We start from the raw sequence: 22692 nt of genomic DNA on the forward strand, positions 1-22692 counted from the left end.
GCTGTCCTCCCAAAGACAAGCCGTCCCAACGGCTATTTTAAACTCAGCTCTTTTTCCCCAAGCGGCTTGAACATGGCTGACACCATTTGGTCGCTCACCTGGTCGAGCGTTGCGGGCACCCATTGCGGGTTGCGATCTTTTTCAATGATCGCGGCGCGAATGCCCTCGTAAAAATTCACGTCATAAAGCGATGCATCGGCGTAGCGGAATTCCTGACCTAAACAGGGCTCAATGCTGTCCATCTGCTTCGCTTCGTTGATGGCGTGAAAGGCCGATTTCACCGATAGTGGACATTGCCGCTTCAAGACCTTCAAGGCCTTTTGCGCAAACTCGCTTTCATCCGCTTCAATCGCTGCGATCGCGTCGTCAAAGCTCTTGTCGGCAAACCAGTCGGCAATTTGCGTGTGGTGCCAGCGCGCATCGCCTTCTGGCGGTGTGCCCGCATGGGCCTTGATCAATTCGTCCACATCGCCGCCTGCCAAAATGGCCTCTTTCAGCGCGTCAAACTTGTCCTCCGGTACGTAATAATCCGCAAATCCACCATAGATGGCATCATCGGCAGTCATACGTCCGCCGGTCAACCCGTAGAAATACCCTAAGCCGCCCGGTGCGCGCGATAGCAAATAAGTGCCGCCCACATCGGGCAAAAATCCAATGCCCGTTTCCGGCATGGAGATAATGGAATTATCGGTCACAATCCGGTGGCTGCCATGGGCAGAAACGCCCACACCACCGCCCATGATAAAGCCATGCATCATGGCCACATAGGGCTTGGTATAATTCTCAATCAGCGCGTTCAATTCATATTCGTCGCGCCAGAACTGCATCACCCCATCATGGTCGGTGCGGCCATTTTCATAAACCGCTTGAATGTCACCACCCGCGCAAAAGGCACGGTCACCCGCGCCCTCAATCAGCACCGCATGAATGTCTGGATCGCCCTGCCATACCTTCATGGCCTCAAGCATATCCAGCACCATCTGGTGGCTCAAAGCGTTCAGGGCTTTGGGGCGGTTGAGCACCATGTGTCCAACCCCATTCTGGCTCGAAATCAGAACTTCTTTCTCGCTCATTTTGCACTCAATAGTTGCCGCGCCACGATCAGGCGCATGATCTCGTTGGTGCCTTCCAAAATCTGGTGCACCCGCAAATCCCGCACAATTTTCTCAATGCCATAATCAGCCAGATAGCCATAACCACCATGCAGTTGTAGCGCCTGGTTGGCCACATCGAACGCCGTGTCGGTCACAAACCGCTTGGCCATGGCGCAATATTTGGTCGCCTCGGGTAATTGCTGATCGTAAGTCCAAGCTGCCTTGTAAAGAAAGGTGCGGGCCGCTTGCAGCTCGATTTCCATATCCGCCAAGCGGAATTGCAACGCTTGAAACTGGTTGATGCTTTTGCCAAAGGCTTTGCGCTCTTCCATATAGCTCAGCGTCTTGTCGAGCGCCGCTTGCGCTGCGCCCAAGGCGCTGGCGGCAATGTTCAACCGCCCGCCATCAAGCCCCTTCATGGCATATTTGAACCCGTCGCCTTCCGTGCCCAACAGATTGGACACTGGCACGCGCACATTGTTCATCACCACTTCAGAGGTGGGCTGCACGTTCCAGCCCATCTTCTTTTCATTGGCGCCATAGCTCAGGCCTTCTGTGCCCTTTTCCACCAAGATGGCTGAAATGCCTTTCGGGCCTTCTTCGCCGGTGCGCGCCATCACGATATAAAGATCAGACACGCCGCCGCCGGAAATAAAGCTCTTGGTGCCGTTCAGCACGTACTCGTCGCCGTCACGCTTGGCCGTGGTTTTCAGCGCCGCCGCATCCGAGCCACAACCCGGCTCGGTCAGGCAATAGCTGGCCACCTTGTCCATAGTGCAAAGCTGTGGGCCCCATTCTTGGCGCATCTCTTCGCTGCCAAAGCGGTCGATCATCCAGGCACACATATTGTGGATGGAGAGGAACGAGGCCGTGGCCGGGCAACCATGGGACAGGGCTTCAAAAATCAGCGCCGCATCCAACCGCGTCAGGTCAGAGCCGCCAATATCGTCGCGCACATAAATGCCCGCCATGCCCAATTCGGCTGTTTGTTTGATCACATCCAGCGGAAAATGCTTGGCCTGATCCCATTCCACCGCGAAGGGTGCAATGTTCTCGGCGGCAAATTCCCGCGCCATATCAAAAATGGCGCTTTGTTCTTCGCTTAATGCAAAATCCATCTCGGATTACTCCATCACAGGAATGGTGAAGCTCGCGCCTTCTTTCACGCCAGAAGGCCAACGCGAGGTCACCGTTTTGGTGCGCGTATAGAAGCGGAACGCATCCGGGCCATGCTGGTTCAAATCGCCAAAGCCGGAGCGTTTCCAACCGCCAAAGGTGTAATAGGCCAGCGGCACAGGAATCGGCACGTTTACGCCAACCATGCCCACATTGATCCGGTGGGTGAAGTCACGCGCGGTGTCGCCATCGCGGGTGAAAATCGCGACGCCATTGCCATATTCATGGCGCATGGCATAGCCCACCGCATCCTCATAAGTTTCCGCCCGCATCACAGAAAGCACAGGGCCGAAAATCTCTTCTTTATAGATGTCCATGCCTTCGGTCACATTGTCGAACAGGCAAGGGCCGATAAAGTATCCGTTGGGGTTGGTGCTGTGCTTAAAGCCACGACCATCCACCACAAGGTCAGCGCCTTCTTCAACGCCTTTATCCACCAGTCCGGTCACGCGCTTCAGCGCCTCGCCGGTCACCAGCGGGCCAAAGTCCACCTTGTCGCCCTCGGTGTAAGGACCAACCCGCAGCGCTTCCACGCGGGGTTTCAAAGCGGCTACCAATTTGTCGGCGGTTTCCTTGCCCACAGGCACGGCAACTGAAATGGCCATGCAGCGTTCGCCCGCCGCGCCATACCCAGCGCCCACCAGCGCATCCACGGCTTGTTCAATGTCCGCATCCGGCATGATGATCATATGGTTTTTCGCGCCGCCAAAACATTGCACGCGCTTACCGTTCGCAGAACCGCGCGAATAAATATATTCCGCAATCGGGGTCGAGCCCACAAAGCCGATGGCTTGAATATCTTCATGGTCCAAAATGCCGTCCACGGCTTCTTTGTCCCCATGCACCACATTCAATACGCCCTTGGGCAGGCCCGCTTCAATCATCAATTCTGCCAGCATGTTCGGCACAGATGGATCGCGCTCGGACGGCTTCAAGATAAACGCATTGCCCGCCGCAATCGCCGGACAGAATTTCCACATCGGGATCATGGCCGGGAAGTTGAACGGGGTAATGCCTGCCACAACGCCCAAAGGCTGGCGCATGGAATAAATGTCAATGCCGGTTGAGGCGGCGGCGCTATATTCGCCCTTCATAAAGTGCGGCGCACCGATGGAAAATTCGGCCACTTCCAACCCGCGCACCACGTCGCCTTTAGCATCGGGCAAGGTTTTGCCATGCTCGCGCGACAGGGCTTCCGCCAGCTTGTCCATATCGCGATGCAACAGCTCAACAAATTTCATCATCACGCGGCCACGGCGTTGTGCATTGGTGTTGCCCCAAGCGATTTGCGCTTCCTTGGCAATCTCGATGGCCTTGGCCAATTCGTCCTTGCTGGCCAGCGGCACTTTGGCCTGCACTTCGCCAGTTGCCGGGTTCAACACATCAGCAAAACGGCCAGATGTGCCCTTAACATGTTCGCCATTGATAAAGTGGGTGATCTCGTTCATTGCTCGGGCCTCCTCCAGATCCCTTGCGCGCAAAATCAGCTATCGCTGTGCGCTGCGCAAACTGCGCCTTAAAAAACATATCGCCCGCATCATATTGTGCGTGAATGGGCGTTCAACAACAAATCAAGCAAAACCATTGTGCAAAAATACAGTAGCTATAGTGTAACACATCAGCTAATCTCACGCCATTATGCGCACCAATTGGGACGATTTTCGGTTTTTCCTCGCTGTGGCCCGCCATGGCACGCTCACTTTGGCCGCCGCCCAACTGGGCGTCGATCACGCCACCGTGTCGCGCCGCATTGCCGCGCTGGAAGACAATATCAAAACCAAGCTGTTCCACCGCTCGCCCCAGGGCTATGCTCTTTCCGATGCCGGGCTGAAAATGCTGCCCATCGCTGAGCAGGTGGAAAGCGATGCCATGCGCGCCATTGATGAATTGAGCGACAAGCGCTCGGACCTGTCCGGCCCCGTGCGCATCGGCGCCCATGAAGGCGTCGCCAGCTTTCTTTTGGCGGAAGGCGCGGCAGAACTCTGCCGCCTGCACCCGCAATTGGAAGTGCAATTGATCACCGTGCCGCGCAACTTCTCGCTCTCCAAGCGCGAGGCCGATTTTGTGATTACCGGCTCACGGCCGCAAACAGGCCGCGTCAAAATCCGCAAAATCGCGTCCTATGCCCTGCATATTTATGGCGCGCAAACCTATCTCGACAATCATGCGGAAATCGTCACCCGCCGCGATCTAAAGCGCGTGCGCGGCATCGGCTATATCCCGGATATGATTTTCGATAAGGAGCTGGATTATATCCCCAGTGTCGACCCGTCGCTCAAAGCCCACCTCACCGCCACCAGCCTGCATGTGCAATTGCAATTGGCGGTCGACGGGGCCGGGGTCTGCATCCTGCCTGATTACATTGCCAAAGATCACGCCAACCTGATCCCCATCCTGCCTGATGAAGTGGAGATCAAGCGCGATCTGTGGCTCACCATCCACGAAGACTTGGCCCATTTAACCCGTGTGCGCACGGTGGCCGATTTTATCACCAAAGATGTGCAACAGCGCCTGAAAGCAAGAGCATGACAAAGACCCGCTATTTTGAAGATTTGACCCTCGGCGAAAAATTCGAAACCGAAACCTACACGCTGACGGCAGAAAAGGTGCACGAATTCGCTTCAGAATATGACCCGCAATTCATCCATGTGAATGAAGAAGAGGCGAAAGACGGCCCCTTCGGCACCATCATCGCCTCCGGCTGGCAAACCCTGTCCGCCACCATGCGCCTGATGGCGCTGATCAAGCCCTTCGGCCAAAACCCACTGATCGGCATGCGCATCGACGACCTAAAATTCGCCGCCCCGGTCTATCCGGGCGAAAGCGTCACCGTTAAAGGCGAAATCGTCGAGCTCACCAAATCCCGCACCGCCCCGCGCGGCTATGTCGGCATTTTGCTCAACACCATCAATCTCGACACCGGCAAGCTGGTCGCCACCCAAAAATGGACCTGTTTGGTGCCCTGCCGCGAGGGATAATATTTCCTCCAAAGCGCCCACAAGCCCGCCCAACTCGCCTGCATAAACGACCATGGCACGTCATCAACCCCCCCCGTCATCCTCGGGCTTGACCCGGGGATCCATGCAGCATTGGCGGACGTGGAGTGGCCTGTTTGTTGCCCCAAACACGGCAGGAAATAGGCGCAACAGCGGACGCAAGCGTGCGGCCGATCAGCATGGCGGCGTCAACATAAATCGGCCCAATGCGCCAAATCAGCAACAGATTGTTTACAAGAATTCGGGCGAAATGGGCGCGAATGCCATGATCCAGAACCCGCGTCACGGCGTTTATCGGTCGTCAAACATCAATCATGGCGCTTCGCCAATTAAAGGTAAGTACAATGAAATTCTTCCGCAAGATTGCCGCCACCATGGCCACAGCTTTGGCGCTCACCACAGCCGCCCAGGCGCAAACCATTGTCGAAATCGCCTCCGGCGATGACCGCTTCTCAACCCTCGTCGCCGCCGTCTCTGCCGCGGGCTTGGTCGACACGTTGAATTCAGACGGCCCCTTCACCGTCTATGCTCCGCTCAACTCCGCATTTGATGCCCTGCCCGAAGGCACAGTTGAGACATTGCTCAAGCCGGAAAACAAAGACCAGCTCACCAATGTGCTGCTCTACCACGTGGATGACCGACTGCTCCGCGCTGCCGATTTCCCCCACGGCGCCAACTATTTTAAGCCGGTTTTGACCAGCGAGCGCTTGTGCATCACCTCTGATGGCGGCAGCGTCACCATTGCCGACGGCACCGGCGATGTGGCCAATGTCGTCGTCGCCAATATCCATGCGGATAATGGCGTGATCCATGTGATCGACAAAGTCCTCCTCCCTGGCACGCGTCCCGCCTGCCACTAAGCGATAGGTTCCTCCCTCGACCTAAGCGGAAAACCGGCCACACTTCGGTGTGGCCGGTTTTTTATCGCCAAAAGAGCGTAAGTCCCTCCCCCTCGCGGGGAGGGATTTAGGGTGGCGGGATTAGCCTGGCCCCACGCCAGCCAAGCTACACACCCGTCACCCTCGGGCTTGACCCGAGGGCCCATACAGCACCACCGCCCTGCGCAGGCATATCATCTAACCAAAAAGCTTTTTGGATGACCGGCTCAAGGCCGGTATTGACGTGAGGGGAACGAACGCCAGCATCTTCAATCTGCCCTCTAGAGCCTCAACCACCCCGAACCTGATCCGGGGTCGCCCCACCATCGCCAAAAGAGAGTAGGTCCCTCCCCCTCGTGGGGAGGGATTGAGGGTGGGGGGAATAGCCTGGCCCCACGCCAGCCAAGCTGCACACCTGTCACCCGCGGGCTTGACCCGGGGGCATGTTGAAGTTTTACCGGTGCAGCGCCGGGCTGGGGCAGTGTGCTTTGTCTGCAAAAGATCAAGCCCCAACCAAGGGACTAAACGGCTAAAGATCAATCGCCGCGTCGGACTGCCCGGCCTGCAACGCATTCATATAAGCAAGGCACAATTCGAGGGAGCGATAACGGTTATAAAGCGCGCGCTCCTGCTTTTCCACAATCGGGAAGGTGGAATAAATATAGCGCACATCCTCCCGCTCGGTGACGCCATAAAGAATGAAGAACACAGCATCCAGCTTGGCCCGCAATTTCAGCCGCCGCTCTTCATCCCAGATAAAGGGCGGCTTCACCGCGCCCGTTTCATCCACATAGCCCATATCCTTGGCAAAATCCGCCATATCATGGGCGGTATAGGTCAACTCCAGCACCGCCTCTTTCACGATCTCGCCGGCGCTCTTGTCCCCAAATATCTCGGTGTCAAACCGCTCGGGCGGGATAACAGGGAGTTGTTCGAGGATGTAATAAGAGAAATGTGTGGTTTGTACTTTTTGCCGCGAGACGTAGTCAAAGGGGATCGTATTTAGGTTGGCGACAACATATGCGGCGATTGTTGTATCAATACCAGCTTCATTTTTGTCCATATATAGTACCGGCAATGTATGACCAGCACCTGCTTTCGGTATGATGCTGGCAATCATTGTCCGAATATTTGTTGAAGCAGTGATGTCCTTAAAGGCGATTGTCCATTGGATAGATCCGTTTCCCCACCAATCCTCAATTTCATTGATGTAATACCTAGCTGTCGGATATCTAGTAGGATTTTGTTTTTCTATTGGTTCGATCGCTACTTGTTGGCCGGGCCTGAACACATTGGTTTCGTTTAGGATGATATCTGAAGCGCGATGGTCAAACGCTTTTACCATCTTACCTTCGTAAACCGGAAGCCATTGGCCTTCTGCGCTTTCAAAACGATTGTTCCCAATCGGCCATGCACCTTCTTCGTCATTGAGCTGGTCTTTCGTTCTAAACAGAGCTGAATCTGTAGACATATTCAGCATTTGAGAGAACCTAACTGGCCACTTAGATTCACCAACTTGTGCGTTTGAGAGTACCGGAGCAGTTTCATATATATTTGTTGTTATTTCAGCATCGCGTCGGTCGCGGAAGATCGGGGCCGTGCCTGTATTCGGGTTGAGGCGGGCAAAGTCTTCTGCGGACAGCGTGAAGCAACGATCTGGGTCCTGCAGTTCCGCTATGTTACGCACAAAGAAGGCGCATTTGGCGTCGCTAGCGGTGGCTTGTTTGCCCGCCACAAACACGCAAAACTTGAAAGAAGCATGCACATCTTTGAAGAACACCTTTTTGTTCTCAAAATCATAGAGCGCTTTTAGGCGCCCCTCGGTGGCGACTTCCTTAAAGAAGCTAGCTGCAGCTTTGTCTGAGGCGATGCCTGAGGGGACCAATAATCCTACCAAGCCGTTCGGCTTTATGAGTTGCATTGCCCGCTCGACGAAAAGTCGGTACAAATTTAGCTTAGACTTATGGAAGTGCTTATAATCACTTCCCTTTCGTAGGACTTTAGTGCCAGCTGCGATTCGGTCGCGTGCGTTCCTGAATTCGTTCCAGAGCTTGTTGTCTTCTGCCTCCAGCTTCTTGATAAGCTTCTTGCGGACAGAATCGGTCGAAGCAAGCGCGATTTCGGAACTTCGCGCCTTAAACCAGCGTAACTCTTCAAACTCATAACTATCCCAGGGCGGATTGCCGATCACCGCATCAAACCCGCCTTGCAGCTCTTCTTCTTCCCAATTGTCCCACACGCCGGGAAAGGCCACTTGCCAGTTAAAGAAATTTTCTTCCGCCACCAGGTCGCGGGCCTCGGTCAAGATTTCATGAAAGCGCGCGGCGCGTTCGCCCACCGTGCGAGGTGTTTCTTCGCCCGCCGCAATCTGAAACGGGTTGCCATAGGCATTGTCAAAAAAACCGTTCAGGGCCGCTTTATCCTCTTTGCTTTTGAGTTGCATCCAGTCAAAAGCATGTTGCAGCTTCATAAATTCATCGAGCGGCGCCACCATATGCTGGACGCCACGGAAAATCTTGTGTGACTCATGCGCTTCAGCAATCTCCGCATCGGCAGAGCTTTCAATCGCCTGCATTTTGGTGGCGGACCCCAGCGCCTGCTCCAGCGGTTTTTGCAAAAACATTTTTGCGCCGGCTTCTTCCATTTTTGTCACTGTGCGGTGTACCCAGCCGCCAAACAGGCTGTCGCCGCAGCGCAAATGGTGGTCCAAAAAGGAAAGCGGCGCGCCCACGGTGAAGGAGTGTAGCCAGAGCGACACTTTCGCCAGCTCCACCGCCATCTCGTTTTTGTCCATGCCATAAACACAGCGCTTGAGCACCATGCGGCGCACAATATGGCGATCGTCAAGCTGGTCGGCACTCACCGTCCAGCCTTTTTCTTCCGCATTGTCGATAATGGTGTTGCGAATGCGCTCGATCCGCTCAATCAGAGGCGAGATATAGGGGTGGTCATCATCGGTCCAGCTCACCATTTGCTCGGTGGCGCCCAACGCTTCGATCACCTTGTCGGTCAAAAAATCAACAAGACTCACCAGAAAGTGGCCGGACCCCATGGCAGGGTCGCATATTTTCAAATCAAGAATTTTTTCGGCCGGGTCCACCCGCTTCAGCTTGCGCAATTTAGTGGCCAGTTCGCCATCTGATCCCTGCAGCCGATCAACTTCCTCCTCAAACAGATCAAGACGTTGCTGCACCAGCGGGGTCAGCGTTTCATCAAGGATCAGGCCAACAAGGTCGTCCGGCGTATAATATGACCCGGAGGCTTTGCGGGCGAAAATATTGGGGCGGATATCCACCATATCGCCCTCGCGCACCACTTCATGCTCCAGCAAGCGCTCATAAATGGAGCCCAATTGCTGCACGGTCAGATCGCGATAGTTAATATATTTTTTGCTGTCGCCCGCACGGTCGAAGGACAACGAGTCAATCACATCCGCCATCACCTGGTCAGACAAGCGCACCTGTTGCAGCAATGGCGTGCGGCTTTCGTCAAACAAGCCACCATTATAGGGGGGCAAGCCAATGGAATTGTCGCCCTGATCAATCGCCCGGCTCAAATCCTGCAACACGTTCCAATAGCGCGCAGCGCTGGTGGAAAAGGTGTCGTGATTGTCCTTGCGGTTGCCCACATCCATGCGCACCTTGTCGCGCAGGCCATAATCATCATAGCGTTCATCATTTACCGGCAGCAAATTGCGGTCTTCCGCATAAAGGATAAACAGGAGCCGATAGAGCAAAATCAGCGCCGCGGCGCGCACCTCTTGAAGGTCCGCCTCGGGGGCCGCTTCGGCTAAAGAGCGTGCCAGAAGGGGAAAGACCTGGTTGAACACCAATTCTGACAAATTGGCGGCCACGCGCTCTTCGTAAAATTTGCCTTCCGCTAAAGCGCGTTGATGAAAAGTTTGCCGGTCAACGCCGCTCAGCACAAAGCTGGGTTGACCAAATATCAGCAAAAACACTTTTAGAGCATGGCGCTTTTCTGCATCGTCCAATGCAAATAGATCAGCGCCACCCACATCAAACAGCTGCGACAAATCCATCTCGAAAAACTGCTCAGAGCGCGAGCGGGCACCGGCATAATAAAGCCGCCATTTGGCACCGTTGGTCAAAAAGCCCCAACGCAATCCCCCATCGGTCAAATCATCCACGCGGCGCAAATAACGCAGCATTTGCGTCGAGGGCGCAATCTCTTCCCCCCGCTTGCCTGATTGTCGGTCCAATGGGCGGCCCCAACGCTTGGACTCCACAACAACGGCACCAAACTGGTATTTCTTGTGATCGTCAGGGAAATCATCGGCCTTGGCTTTTGCCTGATCGTCAATAAACAGCAACCCATCGGGCACATCCGCACGGCCGGACACGGAGAGATTTTGCTGCCGCATATGCTCTTTCCACCCTAAACAGGTGAGTATCGGCCAGATCAGATCGTCTTCAGTGCGTGACTCATTGGGCGATTGAGTGGTGGGGAACCGCGCATAAACGTCGTGCAACTGGTTAAGGAGCGTGTCGACCCTGTCGTCTTCAAGTGCTTGCCAAGCCGCACTTTGAGCGACGGACTGAGACAAAAAATCGGACGAGAATAAGTTGCCCCCAAAATATTCCTCTAAACCCAATGTCTTGTCTCCAACCCGAAATAATCATTTCGGGCAGCTTGCACAAACACAATTGGCAATTCAAACGAAATTCGGGGCCAAATCGAATTTCCCCAACTTGTTCGTCCGGATGGGCGATCATATCTGATCGGTCCAACAGGACCGTGTCGATCGGGAGCGTCAAAAGCTGTCGCGCTGCCCACGTAAAAATCGCCCAAATCTCTCACCCAGACGGGTCGCTGGAGTTTTCTTAAAATTTCTTAGAGTTTCGCTAAAATTATAGCGCCGATTCCAGTTATTATGGAACCGATTTTGCCGCTTCTAATCGCTCGATTTGGCCACCTTGATCATGCTGCCGATGATCAAAAAGGCACCTGCAATCAGCAGGAAAATAAAACTGAGCGGCAGGAAAAAAGTGTCCTGCACAATGCGGTCCGGCGTGATGCCACCATCAAAAACAAACGTTTCCACCATCAAAGAAGCGCCGGCAAAAACCAAGGCGATTAGGCCTAATATAATGAATTTACTTGCCATTTTTCTGCTCCTTTGTCGTTCAGGCCCAACGCGACAAAGCAGCAATTGTTCCGATTCCGCCGCCGCGCGCGCCTGGCCCCGTGGGGAACCAAACGATGCGCCCGCGCGTTTAACTGCTATCACATTTGCCATCTTTGATGGCGAAAGGAGGGTGATATGCAAATCGTACTCGACGAAACACACGACCTGATCGCTGCCGAAAAGGTAGACGGCACAAAGGTTTATGACGCGTCAGGCGAAAAGATGGGCACCGTAAAATCGGTGATGATCAACAAGCGCACCGGCCAGGTTGCGCATGCGATCCTGTCCATCGGCGGCTTTTTGGGCATGGGTGAGGATTACCACACCGTGCCGTGGGAAAAGCTGGATTATGACACTGAATTGGGCGGCTACAAGCTTGATGTATCAGAAGAAAAGCTGAAATCGGCCCCGACATTCTCGGCCGATGAAGTCACCGCACTTAATGACCGTGAGTTCGAAAATCGGGTCTATATGCACTATGGCGCGCCGCCTTATTTTATATAGGGTCTGGCTTTGCAAATATCTTGAAGGTCCGACCCGGATAACAATGCCGCTGTGCCCCGATCAGGCGCGGCGGTGACCAAGCAATGGGAGCATGAAATGCCCGCTAAATCCAAAGCACAGCAAAAGGCCGCTGGCATGGCGCTGGCGGCCAAACGCGGCGAGATGAAGGTGAGCGAACTTCAAGGCGCGGCCAAAGAAATGTATGAGACAATGGACGAAGAGGAGCTGCGCGATTTTGCCGAAACTAAACACGATAACAAACCAGAGCATGTAGAAAATTAGTCTGCATGCTCAATATGTTAGCTTATAGGCTGGTCCGTTATTGAGAGTCAATATCGGGCCTGCTGCCTGTCCATTTGGTCAAATAAGAATTCCCTTTTGAAATTGTCAGCGGCGGTTAAATGCGATAACACCCCTGCCATTGAATTTGGATTGAGGGAACATTCCTATGACCACCCGTGACATTGTTCTGATCGCACTTTTTGCCGCCATTATGGCCGTTCTCGGGGTGTTTCCCCCCATCACATTACCGGTTATCGCGGTGCCCATCACCGCACAATCTTTGGGCGTAATGCTCGCTGGTGGCGTGTTGGGCGCAAAGCGCGGTGCGCTGTCGATGGTGCTGTTCCTGGCGCTGGTTGCGGTGGGGCTGCCGCTACTTTCTGGCGGTCGCGGCGGCGTTGGCGTGTTCTTTGGTGCCAGCGGCGGGTTCCTGATCGGCTGGATCGTGGCGGCCTTAGTGGTCGGCCTGCTGGTCGAGCGCTTCTGGGATAATCTCAACTATATCAATGCCTTTATTGCCAGCGTCGTGGGCGGCATTGTGGTGCTCTATGCCTTGGGTATTCCCTGGATTTCGGTGGTCGCCGGCATTTCATTGGGGCAAGTCTTCACCGGCTCCATGGGCTTTATCCCCGGCGATCTGGTGAAAGCCGTGATCGCGGCGTTGGTGATCGTAACCGTTTCAAAATCCTATCCCATCATCAAAAAATAGAGGCTTTTGCCGCCCATGATTGAAATCGATTCGGCCAGCTTGGTGAAAAACGGACGGACCATTCTGTCCGATATTTCGGCCAAGCTGATCGAAGATCGCATTGGCATTATCGGGCACAATGGGTCCGGCAAGACGAGTCTTGCAAAGATGCTCAATGGGCTGGAGCCGTGCACCAGCGGGCACGTGCGCGTGGGCGGCGCTGACGTAAGCGAACATCGTGCCCGCGTCGGCTTTGTGTTCCAAAACCCGGAAAATCAATTAGTGATGCCGCTGGTGGAGGAGGACATTGCCTTTGGCTTGAAAAAGTCGGGCTTGAGCAAAGCGGAGATCAAAACCCGTAGCGATGTTTTGCTTGAAAAATTCAATCTCAGTCATTTGCAAGAACGCCTGACCCACGAGCTGAGCGGCGGCGAGAAACAGCTGATCGCCCTGATCGGGGTGCTGATCATGCAACCCGCTCATATCATTCTCGATGAACCCACCACCTTGCTCGATTTGCGCAATCGCGCCATGCTGCTTTCCATGCTTGAGATGCTGGAGCAGCAATTGATCATCGTCAGCCACGATTTGGACCTGATGGCGCAAATGGACCGGCTATTGCTGATCCATGAGGGGAAATTGCATGCAGATGGCGCGCCAGACCAAATCATTCAAACCTATCGCGACTTGTCATGTTGATCAGCCTCTATAAGCCCGGCAACAGCCTTGTGCACCGCACCCCGGCGGGGTGGAAGATTGCGCTGCTGTTTGTGTTCTGCACCGTGCTTTTTCTGATTCAGAACTGGTGGTTTTTGGGCGGAGCAATCGCGCTGGTTTTGGCGAGCTATTGGCTGGCGAAACTGCCGCTAACTCTGGTGTGGCAGGCGGTGCGCCCGGCGCTGTGGGTGCTGGTGCTGATCTTTCTGGTACAGTTTTGGCTCAATGATTGGCAATTTGGCCTTTATGTGGTGCTGCGTTTCGCGATTATGATCGTGGCCGCAACCCTGCTGACCTTGACCAGCAAAACCAGCGAAATGATTGAAGGCATTGAGCGCAGTGTCAGCAAATTGTTTGGCGCCGATGTCGCAGAGAAAGTCGGCCTCGCCTTTTCACTGTCTTTACGCTTTATTCCCATGGTGCGCGAAACCTATCAGGAAGTGCGCGAGGCGCAAAAGGCGCGCGGCCTGGGGCGGAATTGGCGGGCGCTGATCACGCCCACCATGATCCGGACGCTGAAGTCGGCAGATGATATCGCCCAGGCCATTGATGCCCGGTCCGCCGGTGCGCCTTTGGGCGAGAAAGCGCCGCGTCATGATTAAAATTCGCGGCCATCATCTGCTGTGTGCGCTGACCTTTGCCGGGCGCGGCTATAGCCGCCAATTTGAGCGTGACTTCAACGCGATTACAAAGCGTATGCGCGCCAATGAAATGATGCAAATTATTGATCGGCCCGACGAGATTTGCCAAAGCGTGAAAGACTGCGATGGCAGCCATTGCTATGAGCCGCGCATTGATCAACGCGATCAATTGGCGTTGGCGGACATATCGGCTCTCATTGGGCGCAAGCTGAATGTAGGCGATGAGATCGCCCCTGCAGAACTGTTCACGGATAAGGTGCGCGCCGCCTTCCGCGATAATCAAATTCGCCGCGGCTGCTTTGATTGCCAATGGCGCGACTTCTGCGATCAGATTGCGGCAGATGGATTTCAAAACACACTTTTGCTGGCAGACAAATGAGCTCGGAAATTGTTGCGCGGATAAAATATCATCTGAGTAGCGATCCGGAACGGCCGACCCTTTTTGCCGGACAAGAGGTGCTGACTGCGGGCACGTTGTTGGCACAGATCGAAGCAACGGAAGCGCAACTGCGCGATGCAGGATCGTCTGCGCAAATTGCGCTTGCATTGCCCACGTCAGTGGAAGCGCTGGTGTTGTTTATTGCGGCGCTGAATGTGGCGCGGAACACGATCTATTTTGATCCCAATTGGCCCGTTGAAACGCGGCAACGCATCTTGGATTTTGTGCAACCTGATCTGCTGATCGATCAATCTGCATGGACCTGTCTGCAGGGCGGCAATGCGCCGGGGGGCGATGCCCATTATACCTGCTTCACGTCCGGCTCCACCGGATTGCCCAAAGGTTGTTTACGGCACGAAAGCTCTTGGTTGGCCAGCTTTGAAGCGGACCAATCCTTCTCTGACATTACCGCGCAGTCGGCCATTCTGGTGGCGGGCAGTTTTGCTCACTCGCTGTTCACTTATGCGGCCATACGTGGTCTGGTGGCGGGCGCGAAAATTGTGTTGTTGCCCAATTTCCATCCCGGTGCTTTGTTGCGGCAAATTGAACGGCATCAACAGACGGTGCTGTTTGCGGTGCCGACGCAATTGGACGCGCTGGTGAACGTCGCCAAAGGCACCTATCCCAAATTGAGCAAAGTGCTTTGCACTGGTTCGAAATTAGCCCCCCACCTTGCGGCAAAAGTGAAAGACCATTTCTCAAAGGCTGCCTTGATCGAGTTTTACGGTACGTCGGAACTGAGCTATGTCGCAGCGCGACCGGTACAGCAAGACGATGCGCCAAGCCTTGTGGGTAAACCGCTTTCCCCCGTGCATATCGAAATATTGAACGATGAGGGACAGCCCGTGCCGCCCGGCGAAACCGGGCAGGTTTTTGTGCAAAGCCCCATGGCCTTTAAAACCTATCTTACCGAATCGGGACAGCGCGATATGCCGAACCGGATCAGCGTCGGCGATACGGGCTTTCTGGATGGGCAGGGGAATTTGCATCTGGTGGGGCGGGCCGACCGCATGTTCACCGTCAGTGGTCGCAATGTGGCGCCGGAGGAAATTGAAGCGGCATTGCAAAAATTGCCGTACGTTACCCATGCCGCCGTGTGGGGCAAGGAAGATGCCAAACGCGGCCACCAGATCGTCGCGGCGTTACAATTGAAATCCGCGCCATCGCGCGTCCAGATTTTGAGTGACTTGCGCCCGCATCTCACCCCCTATTTAATGCCGCAATATCTGTTTGCCGCAGACGATTGGCCGCACACCAGTTCGGGCAAAACCGATCTGCAAAAGCTGAACGCCCAATGGCAGGCAAACCAATTGCGGGAGCTGACATGAGCAATGGGGTCTATATGGTGGCGGCAAAGCGCAGCGCGGTGGTGCCGCGCGGCGGTGCGTTCGCCAATTTGCGCCCCCATGAGCTCGCCGCGCCAGTCGTAAACGCGCTTCTGCAAGACGCCGCGATCAAAGCCGCGCAGATCGAGCATATCGTACTCGGCAACGGCCTCTCCGGCGGGGGAAATGTCGCCCGCATGGTTGGTCTGGCGGCAGGCCTGCCCGAAAGCGTGCCCGCGCTCACGCTGGACAGCCAGTGTTGTGGCGGCATGGATGCGGTGCAAATGGGTATGCATATGATTGGGGCCGGGGCGGCTCAATTGGTGCTGGCCGGCGGCGTTGAAAGCTATAGCACTGCACCCCGGCGCATCGCCCGCGGACTGCACGGCGCGCCTGATCATGAATATCAACGTCCACCCTTTGCCCCGGACCCGGCGCGCGATCCGGATATGCTGGACGCAGCGGCGCAATTGGCGGCTATGCGCAAAATCAGCCGTTCCGCACAGGAAGAATTTGCCATTTTGAGTCATCAGAAGGCGATGGATGCCTTGGCAAGGCTGCACGATGAAATTGTGCCCATCGCAGACATTGACCAAGACCAATTCACCCGCCAACTCAGCGCCAGACTTTGCGCGAAACTGCCTGTGCTGACGGGCGATGCCGAAACGGGCCTCACCACGGCCACCACCGCCGTGGAAGCGGACGGGGCGGGGCTCTGCCTGTTGGTGTCTGAAGCCATGCTGAACGCGCAGCCGCACTGGCAAAAGCGCGCTGTAAAACTATGTGGCGGCATCAGCCGGGGCAGCGATCCGGCCATGCCGGCATTGGCGCCAATTCCTGCTATTCAACATCTCTTGCAGCAGCTTGAGCTCAGCGCTTCCGATATGTCGGTGATTGAAATGATGGAGGCGTTTGCGGTGCAGGCCATGGCCTGTCTTGAGGAAACAGAACTGCCGCTCGACCGCACCAATCTCGGCGGCGGGGCCTTGGCGCGCGGGCATCCGATTGGGGCATCTGGCGCGATCAATCTGGTGCGCCTGTTTTATGAAATGCGGCGGCTTGAGGCTGGGGCCTTTGGCTTAGCGGCCATCGCCGGGGCGGGCGGTCTGGGATCTGCCATGGTGATGCAGAAATGATCGAGATAAATCAGATTGCCGATTGGACGAAATATCTGGGCGCGACATTTGAGGACGCCTCACCGAGAGCGGTGACGCCGACTCAACTGGACGCCTTTTTGCAGGCCTCAGGCGATGCAAATGCGATTCACCGGGGAGATGAGGCGATCATTCCGGGTAATCTTCTGCTGAGCCTTGTGCCGCACTTTGTGCAGCGGCACTTGAGTTTGGCCAATACCATCATAGGTATGAGCGTTGGCTACGACAAAGTGCGGTTTAAAAATGCCGTCAAGCTTGCTGAGCCGCTATTTTATAAGGCAGAGGTTGTTCAAGTGCGAATGCACCACGCTGCCGCATTTGTGACCTATCAGGTGGTGTGCGAAAGCGCGGGGCAAGTTGTGATGTCAATTGAGATGCGTGATCACTATGCACAAGCGAAAACAGAGATTTAGTCGGGCGTTTGCGTACTGACACTCTGTTGCCTATTCGTCGACGAACTCTTCCAGCAAATCTAACAATTGCTCAATCCGCTCGACGCCATATTTTTCTTCCAAAGCCTTATAGATGCGGCGTTGCTCAGGGGAAATGTCGGCAATGAAGCTTTTGCCCTCTTCTGTAATCGACAGCACGGCGCGGCGGCCATCTTCATCGGCCCGACGACGCATGATAAAGCCGCGATCTTCCAAGGTCTTGATGATGCGGGTAAGGCTGGGGGCCAAAACCGAGGTGCGTTTGGCCACTTCGGTCGCGTCCAATGGCCCGCCTTCATTCACGACGCGCAGCACCCGCCATTGCTGCTCCGTTACATTGTGGGCGGCCAACATTGGTCGAAAATGCGACATAACGGATTCTCGAGCGCGCAATAGGGCCATGGGCAATGAGCGGCGAGTGCTTTGTGGAAACATTGTTCTTTCCATATGGCTTTGTAAAACTTGGCGCCCTTTATTGCGGGATTGTCCAGTTGGGGCAAGTCCTTTCGACTTCATTTGACAAGGAGCATAAATATATTTAACATGTTAATAAAAAGAAGGGGGGCGAAGCTGTTGCCGCATTTGAGCATCGAATATTCTGCCAGTCTGGCAGACAAAGCTGACATCGGGGCGCTGTGCCACGCGCTGCACAACGTGTTGATAAATGTTGGACCCTTTGAACAAGGCGGTGTGCGCGTGCGGGCTTTTCGTGCTGATCACCATGCCGTCGCCGATTTGCATTCGGAAAATGCATTTGTCGATCTCAGTTTACGCATCGGCCAAGGGCGCAGCCCTGAGGAGAAAAAGCTGGTGGGCGATGCCTTGATGGTGCGCGCCCAGACCGAATTGGCGCCGTTATTTGAAACCGAACATTTTGCCCTCTCCCTCGAAATTCGCGAAATTGACGCGGATTTGAGCTGGAAGCGCAACACCATCCATGAACGCATTCGCGCAACAGGATCAAATGCATGACCGATCTGATAACCAATTTGGATAAGGCCCAAACCTATTTGCAACGCTTTCGCAAAGAGGGTGTGTTGAACCATATTGATGGCCAGGCGATGGCCGCTGATAATGGTGAGCAATTTGAAGTGATCTCGCCGATCGATTTGGAGCCGATTGCCAAAGTGGCGCGCGGCGGTGCATCCGACATTGATAAGGCAGCCAAGGCCGCCAAAGCCAGCTTTGCCGAATGGGCCGCGATGCCCGGCAAAGAGCGTAAAAAACTGTTGCATCGCATTGCAGACGCCATCGAAGCGCGGGCCGAAGAAATTGCATTTGTTGAAAGCGTGGATACCGGCCAGGCGATCCGTTTTATGTCAAAAGCCGCTTTGCGCGGGGCGGAGAATTTTCGCTTCTTTGCCGATCGGGCGCCGATGGCGCGTGACGGGGAATCTTTGCGCGCCAACAACCAATTGAACATCACCGCACGTTCGCCGATTGGCCCGGTTGGGATCATTACCCCATGGAACACGCCGTTTATGCTGTCCACCTGGAAAATCGCCCCGGCGCTGGCGGCGGGCTGTACCATTGTGCACAAACCGGCGGAATTTTCGCCACTCACGGCGCGTCTGTTGGTTGAGATTGCCGAAGAAGCTGGCTTGCCCAGAGGGGTGTGGAACCTGGTGAACGGCTTTGGCGAAGATGCAGGCAAGGCGCTGACCGAACATCTTGACATCAAGGCCATTGGCTTTGTAGGTGAAAGCCGCACCGGCGCTATGATCATGAAGCAAGGCGCAGATACATTAAAACGCTTCCACTTCGAACTGGGCGGCAAAAATCCGGTGGTGGTGTTTGATGATGCAGATTTTGACCGCGCTGCAGATGCAGCCGTGTTCATGATCTACTCGCTGAATGGCGAGCGCTGCACATCTTCATCTCGCCTCCTGGTACAATCTTCGATCTATGATGAGTTCACTGCCAAGGTGGCGGAGAAAGCCAAAAATATCAAAGTGGGGCATCCGCTTGATCCTGAAACGGTGATTGGCCCATTGATCCACCCCGTACATGAGAAAAAAGTGCTCAGCTATTTTGACATTGCGCCGAAAGAAGGCGCGACAGTCGCTACTGGTGGCAAAAAGGCAGAAGGCTTCACAGGCTGCTATGTGGAACCAACCCTGTTCACCAATGTCACCAACGACATGCGGATCGCGCGGGAAGAAATCTTCGGCCCCGTGCTGAGCGCTTTGAAATTTGACAGCGAAGAAGAAGCGCTGAACATTGCTAACGACACCGAATATGGCTTGACCGGCTATGTCTGGACATCGGACCTGACCCGCGCCCTGCGCTTTACCGACCAGCTGGAAGCGGGCATGATTTGGGTGAATTCAGAAAATGTGCGCCATTTACCCTCTCCCTTTGGCGGCATGAAAAGCTCCGGCATAGGTCGCGATGGCGGCGATTGGTCCTTTGATTTCTATATGGAAACAAAGAATATTGCTTTTGCAACAACGGCCCACGCCATCCCGAAATTGGGCGGCTGATCCGCACCCTGCCGACCTGATTAACATTGCGGCAACACGCCGTGTTGAGGAGATCCTTTAAATGCCTGTACCCAAGTCTAATCTTTATCCAGACTTCAATATTGTCCGCCTGTCCCATGTGGAATTTATGGTGACCGACCTGGCGGCCAGCAAGGCATTCTATGCTGATACGCTTGGGTTGCAGATCACATTTGAAGATAGCGAAACAGTGTTTTTCCGGGCGCTGGAAGAGCGCAATCATCACTGCATTATTTTGCGCAAAGGCACAAAGCCAGAGGCCAATGTGCTTGGCTTTAAAGTGTTTGCGGAAGAGGATTTGGATAAAGCAGAAATCTATTTCAAAGAAAAAGGCCTGCCCACCGAGTGGATTGAACGCCCACATCAGGGCCGCACTTTGCGCACCCGTGATCTGCATGGCGTACCGCTGGAATTTTATGCGCGCATGGAGCAGCTCGATCCGATCCATCAGCAATATAAGCTTTATAAAGGCGTGCGCCCCTTGCGCATTGACCACTTCAACTGCTTCTCCACCAATGTGGATGAAAGTGTGGCCTTTTATAATGATCTCGGCTTCCGCGTCACCGAATATACCGAAGATGAAGAGAGCAAAAAGCTTTGGGCCGCTTGGATGCACCGCAAAGGTGGCGTGCACGACATGGCCTTCACCAATGGCCGTGGCCCCCGCTTGCACCATACTGCCTTTTGGGTGCCAAACCCGTTGGCCATCATCGATTTGCTCGATTTGATGTCCACCACGGGCTATCTTGAAAACATTGAACGCGGTCCGGGCCGTCACGGCATTTCAAACGCGTTTTTCCTCTATATTCGCGACCCGGATGGCCACCGGATTGAGATATATTGTTCGGACTATATGACCGTTGATCCGGATCTGGAGCCGATCAAATGGGATTTGAAAGATCCCCAGCGGCAAACCCTTTGGGGGGCGCCAGCACCGCGCAGCTGGTTTGAGGAAGGCACGACTTTCGCCAACACTGAAATCAGCGATAGCCAATTGGCGGCGCAGCCGATTGTGGCGCCATAGGATTGGGAAAGATGAATCATCGTACCCGCATCGCCACCTTTAAGCGCAACAATAAGCTGGGCTATGGGGCCATCACCGATACGGGTGTGGTGGACCTATCTGCCCGCTTTGGCGATCAATATGCCGGGTTGCGTGAAGTGATCGAAGCGGGCGCGCTGGCCGAATTGGTTGAGGCTGTAAATGGCCAGCCCGATGATTTTGGGTTGGATGAGATTTCATATGAAATTCCTATTCAAAATCCTGAGAAATTGATTTGCGTGGGCGTTAACTTCCCGAACCGAAATGAAGAATATAAGGACGGGCAAGAGGCGCCGCCAAACCCGTCACTTTTCATCCGGTTCCCACGCTCCTTCACGGGCCACGACCAAGCTTTGGTGCGCCCCCACGCCTCGCCACAATTGGATTATGAAGGCGAGATCGTGTTGGTGATCGGCAAAGGGGGGCGGCACATTGCCGAGGAAGACGCGATGGATCATGTGGCAGCTTTATCCTTGTGCAATGAAGGCACCATTCGCGATTGGGTGCGCCATGCCAAATTCAACGTGACCCAAGGCAAAAACTTTGATCAGACCGGCTCAATTGGCCCTTGGTTGGTGCCGTTTGAAAGCGAAGCGCAATTGGCCGATGTGCGCCTCACCACCAAGGTGAATGGCGAAGTCCGGCAGGATGATCGCACCTCGCGCATGATTTTCAGCTTTAGAAAATTGATCAATTATATTTCGACCTTCACAACATTGGTGCCCGGCGATGTGATCGTGACCGGCACACCAACAGGCGCGGGCGCGCGGCTTGATCCGCCACAATGGCTGAAGCCTGGTGATGTGATCGAAGTGGAAGCCGAAGGCATTGGCCTGTTGCGCAACACCGTGCGGGATGAGGATTAAAATGATCAGTGATGATGATGCCAAAAAGCTGGCGGCAGACCTGCACAATGCCGAGGAAACGCGGCAGCAAATTCCGCTGATCTCAAAGCGGTTTCCGGATGCCGTTTTGGCCGATGCCTATAAGGTGCAAGATGCCTGGGTGGCGCATAAATATGGGCTGGGGCGTCAACGTATCGGCTGGAAAATCGGCCTCACATCAAAAGCCATGCAAGCGGCCTTGAACATCACCACGCCCGATTCAGGCGTGTTGTTTGACGATATGGCGTTTGAAGATGGTGCGACAGTGCCAAAAGATCGCTTTATCCAACCGCGCATTGAAGCGGAAATTGCATTCGTACTGAAAGCACCGCTGAAAGGCGACAAGGTCACCATGTTCGATGTGCTGAACGCCACAGACTATCTGATCCCGTCGCTGGAGATTTTGGACACGCGGGTCGTGCGCAAAGATGCAGACACAGGCCAAATGCGCACCATTGTCGACACGGTGTCAGATAATGCGGCCAATGCCGGGCTGGTGCTGGGTGGCCGTGCCATGCGGGTTGATGAGGTAGATTTGCGCTGGATCGGCGCCATCGTGCAACGCAATGGCGTGGTGGAAGAAACTGGCCTTGGCGCAGGCGTACTCAACCACCCGGCCATGGGCATTGTGTGGCTGGTGAAGCGGCTGGCACAATTTGACATTGGCTTAGAGCCTGGTGAAGTTATCCTCTCCGGCTCCTTCATCCGCCCCGTGGAAACCAGCCATGGCGACACCATCATGGCAGACTTCGGCCCCTTGGGCACTGTCAGCACCTACTTCGAATAAGGAACAT

At 54.8% G+C, this 22692-nt stretch carries 23 protein-coding genes; 17 read left to right on the top strand and 6 right to left on the bottom strand.

What is annotated here, in order from left to right; all coding sequences use genetic code 11:
• Positions 1-32: 32 nt before the first annotated feature.
• The 3 genes from L1I42_RS01320 to L1I42_RS01330 are packed head-to-tail and all read right to left on the bottom strand — an operon-like array spanning position 33 to position 3718.
• Positions 33-1073 carry an enoyl-CoA hydratase/isomerase family protein gene (locus L1I42_RS01320; RefSeq protein WP_236112702.1) on the bottom strand — a complete coding sequence of 347 codons (1041 nt, stop codon included), beginning with the start codon at positions 1071-1073 and terminating at the stop codon, positions 33-35.
• Positions 1070-2212: an acyl-CoA dehydrogenase family protein gene (locus L1I42_RS01325; protein WP_236112703.1), complete on the bottom strand. Its 1143-nt coding sequence runs from the start codon at positions 2210-2212 to the stop codon at positions 1070-1072. The genes L1I42_RS01320 and L1I42_RS01325 overlap by 4 nt, the downstream gene beginning before the upstream one ends.
• Before the next feature lie 6 nt (positions 2213-2218).
• On the bottom strand, positions 2219-3718 hold the full coding sequence (locus L1I42_RS01330) for a CoA-acylating methylmalonate-semialdehyde dehydrogenase (RefSeq protein WP_236112704.1): 1500 nt from the start codon (positions 3716-3718) through the stop codon (positions 2219-2221).
• A 190-nt stretch (positions 3719-3908) separates the two neighbouring features.
• On the opposite strand from L1I42_RS01330, the gene L1I42_RS01335 reads away from it, so the two are divergent.
• The 3 genes from L1I42_RS01335 (at position 3909) to L1I42_RS01345 (ending at position 6126) form a co-directional block, all read left to right on the top strand.
• Positions 3909-4799, top strand: coding sequence for a LysR family transcriptional regulator (locus L1I42_RS01335; protein WP_236112705.1), 891 nt, complete (start codon positions 3909-3911; stop codon positions 4797-4799).
• Positions 4796-5248: a MaoC/PaaZ C-terminal domain-containing protein gene (locus L1I42_RS01340; protein WP_236112706.1), complete on the top strand. Its 453-nt coding sequence runs from the start codon at positions 4796-4798 to the stop codon at positions 5246-5248. Before L1I42_RS01335 ends, L1I42_RS01340 begins: the two co-directional genes overlap by 4 nt.
• Before the next feature lie 362 nt (positions 5249-5610).
• Positions 5611-6126: a fasciclin domain-containing protein gene (locus L1I42_RS01345; protein ID WP_236112707.1), complete on the top strand. Its 516-nt coding sequence runs from the start codon at positions 5611-5613 to the stop codon at positions 6124-6126.
• Between the two features lie 547 nt (positions 6127-6673).
• Here the strand turns inward: L1I42_RS01345 and L1I42_RS01350 are convergent.
• Entirely contained in the window at positions 6674-10756 is a 4083-nt protein-coding gene (locus tag L1I42_RS01350; protein ID WP_236112708.1) for an Eco57I restriction-modification methylase domain-containing protein, read from the bottom strand.
• Positions 10757-11056: 300 nt separating this feature from the next.
• Positions 11057-11431 carry a hypothetical protein gene (locus tag L1I42_RS01355; protein ID WP_236112709.1) on the bottom strand — a complete coding sequence of 125 codons (375 nt, stop codon included), beginning with the start codon at positions 11429-11431 and terminating at the stop codon, positions 11057-11059.
• Between L1I42_RS01355 and L1I42_RS01360 the strand changes: the two genes are divergently transcribed.
• The 9 genes from L1I42_RS01360 to L1I42_RS01400 all read left to right on the top strand — a co-directional run bounded on the left by L1I42_RS01360 (position 11426) and on the right by L1I42_RS01400 (position 17453).
• On the top strand, positions 11426-11794 hold the full coding sequence (locus L1I42_RS01360) for a PRC-barrel domain-containing protein (RefSeq protein WP_236112710.1): 369 nt from the start codon (positions 11426-11428) through the stop codon (positions 11792-11794). The genes L1I42_RS01355 and L1I42_RS01360 overlap by 6 nt on opposite strands.
• A gap of 96 nt (positions 11795-11890) precedes the next feature.
• Positions 11891-12076: a DUF3008 family protein gene (locus L1I42_RS01365; RefSeq protein ID WP_236114146.1), complete on the top strand. Its 186-nt coding sequence runs from the start codon at positions 11891-11893 to the stop codon at positions 12074-12076.
• Between the two features lie 166 nt (positions 12077-12242).
• Entirely contained in the window at positions 12243-12785 is a 543-nt protein-coding gene (locus L1I42_RS01370; RefSeq protein WP_236112711.1) for a biotin transporter BioY, read from the top strand.
• 15 nt (positions 12786-12800) lie between these two features.
• On the top strand, positions 12801-13463 hold the full coding sequence (locus L1I42_RS01375) for an energy-coupling factor ABC transporter ATP-binding protein (RefSeq protein WP_236112712.1): 663 nt from the start codon (positions 12801-12803) through the stop codon (positions 13461-13463).
• Entirely contained in the window at positions 13457-14083 is a 627-nt protein-coding gene (locus tag L1I42_RS01380) for an energy-coupling factor transporter transmembrane component T family protein (RefSeq protein WP_236112713.1), read from the top strand. The genes L1I42_RS01375 and L1I42_RS01380 overlap by 7 nt, the downstream gene beginning before the upstream one ends.
• Positions 14076-14501 carry a DUF1284 domain-containing protein gene (locus L1I42_RS01385; RefSeq protein WP_236112714.1) on the top strand — a complete coding sequence of 142 codons (426 nt, stop codon included), beginning with the start codon at positions 14076-14078 and terminating at the stop codon, positions 14499-14501. The genes L1I42_RS01380 and L1I42_RS01385 overlap by 8 nt, the downstream gene beginning before the upstream one ends.
• Positions 14498-15889, top strand: coding sequence for a class I adenylate-forming enzyme family protein (locus tag L1I42_RS01390; protein WP_236112715.1), 1392 nt, complete (start codon positions 14498-14500; stop codon positions 15887-15889). The genes L1I42_RS01385 and L1I42_RS01390 overlap by 4 nt, the downstream gene beginning before the upstream one ends.
• A complete protein-coding gene (locus L1I42_RS01395) occupies positions 15886-17022 on the top strand; it encodes a thiolase family protein (RefSeq protein ID WP_236112716.1) in 1137 nt (378 codons plus the stop codon). Before L1I42_RS01390 ends, L1I42_RS01395 begins: the two co-directional genes overlap by 4 nt.
• A complete protein-coding gene (locus L1I42_RS01400; RefSeq protein WP_236112717.1) occupies positions 17019-17453 on the top strand; it encodes a MaoC family dehydratase in 435 nt (144 codons plus the stop codon). Before L1I42_RS01395 ends, L1I42_RS01400 begins: the two co-directional genes overlap by 4 nt.
• A gap of 30 nt (positions 17454-17483) precedes the next feature.
• On the opposite strand, the gene hpaR is transcribed toward L1I42_RS01400, so the two are convergent.
• A complete protein-coding gene (gene hpaR / locus L1I42_RS01405; RefSeq protein WP_439651457.1) occupies positions 17484-17918 on the bottom strand; it encodes a homoprotocatechuate degradation operon regulator HpaR in 435 nt (144 codons plus the stop codon).
• Positions 17919-18044: 126 nt separating this feature from the next.
• Here hpaR and L1I42_RS01410 point away from each other — a divergent pair, with 126 nt between their 5' ends.
• The 5 genes from L1I42_RS01410 (at position 18045) to hpaH (ending at position 22685) form a co-directional block, all read left to right on the top strand.
• The gene (locus L1I42_RS01410; RefSeq protein ID WP_236112719.1) at positions 18045-18443 is read left to right on the top strand and encodes a 5-carboxymethyl-2-hydroxymuconate Delta-isomerase; all 399 of its coding nucleotides are present in this window, start codon (positions 18045-18047) and stop codon (positions 18441-18443) included.
• Positions 18440-19954 (top strand): 5-carboxymethyl-2-hydroxymuconate semialdehyde dehydrogenase, encoded by a 1515-nt coding sequence (gene hpaE / locus L1I42_RS01415; RefSeq protein ID WP_236112720.1) that lies wholly within the window; start codon positions 18440-18442, stop codon positions 19952-19954. The genes L1I42_RS01410 and hpaE overlap by 4 nt, the downstream gene beginning before the upstream one ends.
• Positions 19955-20015: 61 nt before the next feature.
• Positions 20016-20996: a 3,4-dihydroxyphenylacetate 2,3-dioxygenase gene (hpaD, locus tag L1I42_RS01420; protein ID WP_236112721.1), complete on the top strand. Its 981-nt coding sequence runs from the start codon at positions 20016-20018 to the stop codon at positions 20994-20996.
• Positions 20997-21007: 11 nt separating this feature from the next.
• The gene (locus L1I42_RS01425) at positions 21008-21880 is read left to right on the top strand and encodes a fumarylacetoacetate hydrolase family protein (RefSeq protein ID WP_236112722.1); all 873 of its coding nucleotides are present in this window, start codon (positions 21008-21010) and stop codon (positions 21878-21880) included.
• A gap of 1 nt (position 21881) precedes the next feature.
• Positions 21882-22685, top strand: a complete 804-nt coding sequence (hpaH, locus tag L1I42_RS01430) for a 2-oxo-hept-4-ene-1,7-dioate hydratase (RefSeq protein WP_236112723.1) — start codon at positions 21882-21884, stop codon at positions 22683-22685.
• The last annotated feature ends 7 nt before the right edge of the window (positions 22686-22692 follow it).

The organism is Maritalea mediterranea (genome assembly GCF_021568695.1).
Lineage (GTDB): Bacteria > Pseudomonadota > Alphaproteobacteria > Rhizobiales > Devosiaceae > Maritalea > Maritalea mediterranea.

What these genes read in the sequence shown, in the direction of transcription:
- L1I42_RS01320 (WP_236112702.1), bottom strand. Translation starts at nt 1,073, where the DNA reads ATGAGCGAGAAAGAAGTTCTGATTTCGAGCCAGAATGGGGTTGGACAC.
- L1I42_RS01325 (WP_236112703.1), bottom strand. Translation starts at nt 2,212, where the DNA reads ATGGATTTTGCATTAAGCGAAGAACAAAGCGCCATTTTTGATATGGCG.
- L1I42_RS01330 (WP_236112704.1), bottom strand. Translation starts at nt 3,718, where the DNA reads ATGAACGAGATCACCCACTTTATCAATGGCGAACATGTTAAGGGCACA.
- L1I42_RS01335 (WP_236112705.1), top strand. Translation starts at nt 3,909, where the DNA reads ATGCGCACCAATTGGGACGATTTTCGGTTTTTCCTCGCTGTGGCCCGC.
- L1I42_RS01340 (WP_236112706.1), top strand. Translation starts at nt 4,796, where the DNA reads ATGACAAAGACCCGCTATTTTGAAGATTTGACCCTCGGCGAAAAATTC.
- L1I42_RS01345 (WP_236112707.1), top strand. Translation starts at nt 5,611, where the DNA reads ATGAAATTCTTCCGCAAGATTGCCGCCACCATGGCCACAGCTTTGGCG.
- L1I42_RS01360 (WP_236112710.1), top strand. Translation starts at nt 11,426, where the DNA reads ATGCAAATCGTACTCGACGAAACACACGACCTGATCGCTGCCGAAAAG.
- L1I42_RS01365 (WP_236114146.1), top strand. Translation starts at nt 11,891, where the DNA reads ATGCCCGCTAAATCCAAAGCACAGCAAAAGGCCGCTGGCATGGCGCTG.
- L1I42_RS01370 (WP_236112711.1), top strand. Translation starts at nt 12,243, where the DNA reads ATGACCACCCGTGACATTGTTCTGATCGCACTTTTTGCCGCCATTATG.
- L1I42_RS01375 (WP_236112712.1), top strand. Translation starts at nt 12,801, where the DNA reads ATGATTGAAATCGATTCGGCCAGCTTGGTGAAAAACGGACGGACCATT.
- L1I42_RS01380 (WP_236112713.1), top strand. Translation starts at nt 13,457, where the DNA reads ATGTTGATCAGCCTCTATAAGCCCGGCAACAGCCTTGTGCACCGCACC.
- L1I42_RS01385 (WP_236112714.1), top strand. Translation starts at nt 14,076, where the DNA reads ATGATTAAAATTCGCGGCCATCATCTGCTGTGTGCGCTGACCTTTGCC.
- L1I42_RS01390 (WP_236112715.1), top strand. Translation starts at nt 14,498, where the DNA reads ATGAGCTCGGAAATTGTTGCGCGGATAAAATATCATCTGAGTAGCGAT.
- L1I42_RS01395 (WP_236112716.1), top strand. Translation starts at nt 15,886, where the DNA reads ATGAGCAATGGGGTCTATATGGTGGCGGCAAAGCGCAGCGCGGTGGTG.
- L1I42_RS01400 (WP_236112717.1), top strand. Translation starts at nt 17,019, where the DNA reads ATGATCGAGATAAATCAGATTGCCGATTGGACGAAATATCTGGGCGCG.
- hpaR (WP_439651457.1), bottom strand. Translation starts at nt 17,918, where the DNA reads ATGGAAAGAACAATGTTTCCACAAAGCACTCGCCGCTCATTGCCCATG.
- hpaE (WP_236112720.1), top strand. Translation starts at nt 18,440, where the DNA reads ATGACCGATCTGATAACCAATTTGGATAAGGCCCAAACCTATTTGCAA.
- hpaD (WP_236112721.1), top strand. Translation starts at nt 20,016, where the DNA reads ATGCCTGTACCCAAGTCTAATCTTTATCCAGACTTCAATATTGTCCGC.
- L1I42_RS01425 (WP_236112722.1), top strand. Translation starts at nt 21,008, where the DNA reads ATGAATCATCGTACCCGCATCGCCACCTTTAAGCGCAACAATAAGCTG.
- hpaH (WP_236112723.1), top strand. Translation starts at nt 21,882, where the DNA reads ATGATCAGTGATGATGATGCCAAAAAGCTGGCGGCAGACCTGCACAAT.